At 35.1% G+C, this 3,992-nt stretch carries 1 protein-coding gene and 1 pseudogene; one reads left to right on the forward strand and one right to left on the reverse strand.

Translation table 11 applies throughout. The features are described 5' to 3' along the window. Positions 1-424: 424 nt before the first annotated feature. On the reverse strand, positions 425-2,044 hold the full coding sequence (locus DB41_RS07915; RefSeq protein WP_052244024.1) for a leucine-rich repeat domain-containing protein: 1,620 nt from the start codon (positions 2,042-2,044) through the stop codon (positions 425-427). Between the two features lie 536 nt (positions 2,045-2,580). Between DB41_RS07915 and DB41_RS11370 the strand changes: the two are divergent. Further along, positions 2,581-3,495 (forward strand): annotated as a pseudogene (locus DB41_RS11370) (integrase core domain-containing protein). Positions 3,496-3,992 lie beyond the last annotated feature (497 nt).

Genomic DNA, 3,992 nt, shown 5'->3' on the forward strand with positions numbered 1-3,992 from the left:
AAAAGACGCTAGATGAAATCTTTGTTTTAAGGCCTTCTCGTAAACATTTAAATGCAGTACAAGAAAATGTAACCTTTGAGTCATCAAGAAAAGTTGCCTAACTGTCAAGAATAAAAAAGTATATCATCGAGTAATAGAAAAAAGTGGGTTACTTAGATACAAGCAATAAAGAGGCTTCTACCCGCTCATTCTCTAGCCTAAAGCACACCTTTTCAACCCATATTTTGTTTTCTCCTAACCTCTACATGAGCAAGTAATTCCCTTTTACCTTATCTGTAAATTTCAAGCCTCGGCAATCTCTTAATACCACCCTATATAACCATAAAATTGAGAAGAGAAAGAAGAGCAGCATGCTTAGCCTCCACTATTAAGGATAGTTAAACAAAATATGAGAAGGCATTTTTCTTCTAAGAAAGCCAAACTTCTACGGTTGACAATGCTGTCTAATCTTCTCGGGAATAGTTTTAAAAGGATTTCCCGTTAGATTTAGCTCGTATAACGATTGAGATAGCTTTTCTATCTCAACAGGAAGGGAGCTGAGCTGGTTGTAGTCTAAATGAAGCCATTTTAGCTTGGGAAGATTTCCTATATTAGAGGGAAGGCAGATAAGAAAGTTGTGGCTTAAATAAAGTTCTTCCAACTGGTTCAGTTGATCGATTTCTGCAGGTAGGGAGACAAGCTTATTTTGACTTAAGCAAAGCTCTTCTAGCTGCGTGAGTAGCCATAACTGCTCAGGAAGAGTAGCAAAATGGTTTTGGTTCAAGTTAAGACCATATAACTGAGTCAGCTGGCCTATCTCTGCAGGGAGGGAGGTTAGCTGATTTCGGCTTAAGTTAAGCGTCCTCAATCGAGCTAGTTGCCCTATTTCTATAGGAAGAGATTTGAGCCGGTTTTTGCTTAGATCAAGCCTCTGTAACTGAGTCAATTGACCTACCTCTATAGGAAGGACATCCAATCTATTATGATTTAAACATAGCCATTCGAGCCTAAAAAGCTTTCCTATCTCTATAGGAAGAGAGTTAAGCTGGTTTTGACTTACATCAAGCTTTTGCAAACGAGATAGCTGAGCTATTTCTTTAGGCAAAGAAGTGAGAGAGTTTTGGCTTAAGTAAAATGCTTCTAAATGAGTGAGCTGGCCTATTTCGGCAGGAAGGCTTTTAAGACAATTTTGGCTTAAGTTAAAATTTTTTAGCAAAAACAGCTGGCCTATTTCTGATGGAAGGGAATTAAGCCGGTTTAAGTTTAAATAAAGATTTACTAGTTTAAAAAGCTTTCCTATCTCTAAAGGAAGCCAGCTGATTAGGTTGTCACTTAAGTCAAGCGTCCGTAGATGAGAAAGTTGACCTATTTCTCCTGCTACAAGGGTAAGACGATTGCGGCTTAAGTAAAATCCCTCCAGCTGAGTTAGTTGGCCTATTTCTTTAGGAAGAAAGGTCAGCTGATTGTAGCTTAAATTAAGAGAAACAAGAGCAGAAAACAGGCCTATTTCAGGGGGCAAATAAGTTAAGCCTAATCTAGATAAATCTAATCCTTTGATTCCTGTGCCATAGCTTTCAATCCACTGACTAAAAAGCTTACCTTTTTCTTCCAAAGATAAAAGCTTAACTTCTTCTTGTGCTAAATATTCCTTTCCTCCAGGGATTCTTTTCCAGATAAGCAGACGATTAATGTTTAAGAGATAGGAAGAATAGTTAGCAAGCGTCAAATATCTTTTTTCTTCCGTTTTATTTTTAAACTCTAAAGGAGAAAGAGATTTAGCTAAGGTAAAAACTTGCTTAAAGATTCGATCCACTTTCTCTGAAGCAGCCAATTTAGAGTCTAATTGATAAATCTTGTCCAAGAGATGAGCTTGCTGCTTTTCGTTTCTATTGATGACATGCATAGCCGCTATTTTTTTATAAAGGGAGGGCAAGATTTCAATAGCCCCAAGTTCTTGCCATCTTTTACAGATGCTAAATAAAGGAGGTGTGACACATTCCTTTAAGATAGGCAGCAGCAATTCATTAGGTAGGTTATCAATATGGGTAGAAGAAAAAGACTGCATTATATTTCCTTTTAAAGTTTCTTAACAGCTGTAGCGGTATTTCTATAAAAGTCGATCTAAAAAAATTAAAAGGCCTGAACTGGTTATGAGTTTTTTAACGATAGGCTAAACCTTTATATATTTCATGAAGAGTAGCAGTAAATATCTTTTACTCTTAAAAAGCTCTTAGCTCTTTCTTTTGCACTTTTTTTCTCAAATTAGCCTTTTTCGAACTTTAAGCCTAGAAATTTTTACTCGGCTAGCTATTTGCCTAAAGACCGACTACCCTCTTTTTTCATTAAAATTTTTCGATCTGCTTTAAGCGATAAGCGCTTAATTTTGTCGCCCATCTCCTAGAAGTTAATCCTTTCAAAACAAGGTCAAATCCCAAATATAAAAATCTATGTTTATTAATTTAAAAGGCTGTCAGTAATCCCTGCTTCTCTTTAGTTGCCTAATAATCTGAAGGTATAGTGGCTCCGCTTTTTTGGATAAAATTTAAGTAAAAAAATTTCCCTCAGTTTAAAATAAGAACTTAATATTAAAGAGGAAAAGCTATGTCCACAAAAAGAAAAAGACACTCGTCGGAGTTCAAAGCAAAAGTTGCATTAGAAGCATTTAAAGGGTTCAAAACCATTAATGAGCTTGCTACAGAATATTCGGTACATCCAACCCAAATTTCTCAATGGAAAAAGCATCTCATAGAAGCTTTACCAGTACTTTTTAGCAGCATGGATAAAGTTAGTAAGACAGATCAAAAGTTGGTTGACAACCTTTATCAACAGATCGGTCGTTTAAAGGTTGAGTTAGATTGGCTTAGAAAAAAACTATACTAACTAGGCTTGAAAAGCGCTCTTTAGTTGACCGTCAATCAAAAGAGATTTCAGTAGAAAGACAATGCGTACTTCTTGGGATAGAGCGATCTACCTATTATTACCATCCAAGAGAAGAAAGTGAGTTCAACCTTAAGATAATGCGCTTGATAGATGAAGAATATACCAGGCATCCTTTTTATGGATCTAGAAGGATGACTATTTGTTTGCATAATCAGGGTTTAAAAGTAGGCGGTGATGGATTGGTACAGTAGATATGTTCTTTCTTGGCGCCTTTCAAATACGCTAGATGTTGATTTTTGTATTGAAGCTGTAAAAGAAGCATTTTTAAAAGGTATTCCAGAAATTTTTAATACAGATCAAAGATCACAATTTACAAGCAACAGGTTTGTAGATTTTGTTAGAGAAAAAAATATTGCTTTTAGCATGGATGGAAAAGGAAGAGCAACAGATAATATATTTGTAGTGCGTTTGTGGAGGTCAGTCAAGTATGAAGATGTATATCTGAAAGATTATCAAAACGGACTTGAGGTTTATCAAGGACTTACCAGATATTTTAAGTTTTATAATAAAAACCGTCCACATCAGTCTTTAGAATACAAAACCCCAGCGGAGGCATATGGTATAATAATTTATTAGGTGAAAATGAAAAAAGTAAGATAAAATAATAGGCGCAAAACCAACATGGTCATTGAAACTCCAAGCTACGTAAAATTTGAATTAAATTGTGGAAGAAGATGATTAATGTTGTATCGAACAAACCTTAAAAAGGTGAAGTTTCTTACTTAATTTTGCAAAAAACTGTCTAAACAACCGAAGCCACCACAAGGTCCCTACTGCCAAACTTCTTCTATCTTCATACAGCAGCCAAAGATGCTACCCTAATTTTTTAGATGCTTTTTATAAAAAACTAGATGATAATTTGAGATAATTAAAAAGGAATTACTATGCAGCCTTTTCCTTCTACCCATATTGATAACCTACCTAATGAATTGCTGCTTCCTATCTTAAAGGAATGTGTTACACCTCCTTTATTTAGCATTTTCGATTAGGTCATCTGTCTTTTTTATAGAATTTTTTTAAAACAGAAAATCTATTAAAAAAACTGGCGTTCACCTTTATAATGTTTAATTAAA

Source organism: Neochlamydia sp. TUME1 (assembly GCF_000813645.1).
Classification (GTDB): domain Bacteria; phylum Chlamydiota; class Chlamydiia; order Chlamydiales; family Parachlamydiaceae; genus Neochlamydia.